Origin of the sequence: Methanolobus psychrotolerans (genome assembly GCF_002243045.1) — an archaeon.
Taxonomy (GTDB): domain Archaea; phylum Halobacteriota; class Methanosarcinia; order Methanosarcinales; family Methanosarcinaceae; genus Methanolobus; species Methanolobus psychrotolerans.
This window is the reverse complement of the sequence record NZ_MBKP01000066.1, coordinates 1-2,639: the sequence shown is the minus strand read 5'-3', so window position 1 is coordinate 2,639 and position 2,639 is coordinate 1. Positions and strand designations below refer to the sequence as shown.

Below are 2,639 nucleotides of genomic sequence, written 5' to 3'. Positions count from 1 at the left end.
GCAATTATTTCTACTAGCTACAAAAATTTAAACTACAATTTACAGCAAATTCGCCACACTGCCGTTCTTTTCAAGCATTTCTTCCAGATGCCTGACACATTCTTCAAGCAGTGCAATACGTAGAGCTTGTTTTTCAATGATAAGGTTTTGTTGTCCAATGATCCCAAGTAATCTGGTTACAAGTTCTACTACTGCTTCCGGACCAGCTTCATAAACTGCAAGTATTTCTTCCCGTCCGATACAAATCCCCTCAGATCTATAGAATCTTTTTTCTGAACGTTAAAATGAGGTCATAGTATATTGATTTTTACTTTATTGCTGGAAGGATGGCTGAATAGTTACATTTGTAAAAAATAGATGGTCTACTATAATTTCTATGCTAACTGAGTTCTTATCCTATTTTTAAAGCACTTTTACTAATGCTTATTGTCAGGCGGTTGAGCTTCAGCACTTGTGACGAATGACATATTGAATGGGTTTGTTATCACTGTCGATAACTGGATTTAAATCTGCAATTGGAGTCTCAAATTTTCAATAACAATACATATTCAGTAGTTCGCTAATTTTCATCTAGGTCACAAGTAATGCCATTCGATAGCTTTATATGCGGCTAAAACGCCGCCATATGTCTCTTCTAGCATTAAATCCAAACACTTGTGCTAAAGTCGAATTAAGACCAAAAGAATGCATTGACACTGTTCTAAAATCCCTTACGGATAACATCACCATTAATATCAATGGTTCACTTACCTGTAAAGACCTGTTCTATGCTGCCATATGTATGGCAGTAGAGAATAGTTCGGTACATTCCATGTCAAAACACTATCAGGAGATTCCTTGTGAAACATCTACAAGATATCATCTCAAGAAACTTGACCTTGAAGAACTTATCCGCCTAAACGAAAAGATCCTGCTTCAAGATCCTATTGCCACACTTAATCCAGAGAAAAAGTATGAGTTTGCTATCGACATTACAAATGACCCTTATTATGGAGAAACTGATCAATCCAATGAAAACTATGTGATACGAGGACAGGCAAAAAAGTCAACAAACTCTTTCTATTCATACATTTCATTATCCATAATAAACAAGAACGAGAGATTTACTATATCTGTTCTTCCAGTAGAAAGAAGTAAAACAACGGTCTATTACCTTAATTATTTCATAGATATGATAAATGATCTAGATTTAAAGATCAAGGTTCTTTGTTTGGATCGAGGGTTTTATTCTGTTGATGTCTTTGAGTTCTTACAGAACAAAGGGATTCCTCATATAACGCCTGTAGTACGAAGGGGAAACGAAATCAAGCGACTACTGATTGGCAGAAGCGCAAGATCTGCTGAATATATAATGAAGAATCCTCAGAAGAAAGAGGTTAGGTTGAATATCGTTATTGATGTTAAGTACCTGAAAGGGAAAAGGAACAAAACAGGATGTGAAAATCTTGGGTTTGTGGTGTATGGAATTAAATGGAAACCCAGGAAGATCAGCAATGTATACAGAAGAAGGTTTGCTATTGAATCGTCTTACAGGATGAGAAATATAGTCAAACCAAAAACATCTACAAGAGACGTTACTCTAAGATACTTCTTTGCATTAGTATCGTTCTTGCTTAGAAATTCATGGCTCAGCATTCAGAAAAAGCATTTCACGATTGTAAAACAAGGCCCTCAGATAATTGATGAGGATAAATTCAGATTTGATAGATTTATCCTGTTTCTTGGAGAATGGCTTAGGAGAAAGCTAAAGATTCAGTTGGTTGTGCAGTGTTTGAGGTAGGATGATAACGGGAAGAAGGGAATCGAAGGGAGAATTAGAGAAGTACTGAATTTAGCCCGATGAACCATTTTACCATTATGTTCACTTGTGCTTCATACTCCATCTGCCTATCCGAATAATCATAGAGATATTGGACTACTGCAGAGCGAAGCAACATCTCGGGAGTGTTTGTTACAGGCCTACCTTTGTTTGATGAGTAGAGGTCTTTGCAGACCTCATTGATGAATGAGAAATCTACCTTTTCATTTATCTTATAAAGCAAGTGGTCCTTTAGTATCAGTTTTTCGTATATTTCAGGCCCATATACAAATGTTGTTTGCTTGGATGTTGGAACAGAATACATTTATATCACATAATAATCAAATTATTTATACATAATTGTCCTATAAGAATATAAATGCATCTATTGATAGTGATTATCTACTAAAAATGGAATTGGTATACATATACTATTGTAAATTTGACGCAAAGTGAACTGACATTTCCGACAGTCTCGTTATATGTAATGTTTAGTTCCAGGAAAGAATATGCAATTAAAACAAAAAATTGTGTTAACAATGAATTTAAGAGGAATTTTCCGAGATTAGAGATATCCACACTTGGGGGAGAGAAATGTTATGGTAAATTAGTAACCTTAACTCTGCTCATTTAGGGAATAACCCAAGATTTAACTTCTTTCCTAAATCCTCTACCTTTTTTGGTACTTCAGTCAACATCATCTGTCCATCAATATCCATCATATAGACTTTACCGAACATTTCAATTAAATCCCTTGGAGAATACTTCTTTGTAAGGGAGGCATTGCGTATGCAATTCTCAATTTTTGCATATCCATAAAGTGATAGGAACGAAATGAACA

3 protein-coding genes and 1 pseudogene are annotated in these 2,639 nt (G+C 35.2%); 1 reads left to right on the top strand and 3 read right to left on the bottom strand.

Translation table 11 applies throughout. The annotated features are described in order from the left end of the window. Positions 1 to 63: 63 nt before the first annotated feature. Positions 64 to 240, bottom strand: a pseudogene (locus BB781_RS16250) (IS66 family transposase); the annotation flags it as partial. 385 nt (positions 241 to 625) lie between these two features. Between BB781_RS16250 and BB781_RS14515 the strand changes: the two are divergent. Beyond that, a complete protein-coding gene (locus tag BB781_RS14515; RefSeq protein ID WP_129582737.1) occupies positions 626 to 1,780 on the top strand; it encodes an ISH3 family transposase in 1,155 nt (384 codons plus the stop codon). 34 nt (positions 1,781 to 1,814) lie between these two features. Here BB781_RS14515 and BB781_RS14510 read toward each other — a convergent pair whose 3' ends face one another. Next, positions 1,815 to 2,123, bottom strand: coding sequence for a transposase (locus BB781_RS14510; protein ID WP_094229185.1), 309 nt, complete (start codon positions 2,121 to 2,123; stop codon positions 1,815 to 1,817). A 301-nt stretch (positions 2,124 to 2,424) separates the two neighbouring features. Next, positions 2,425 to 2,639 (bottom strand): hypothetical protein (locus BB781_RS15990; RefSeq protein ID WP_207205304.1); only part of this gene is annotated, 215 nt, incomplete at its 5' end.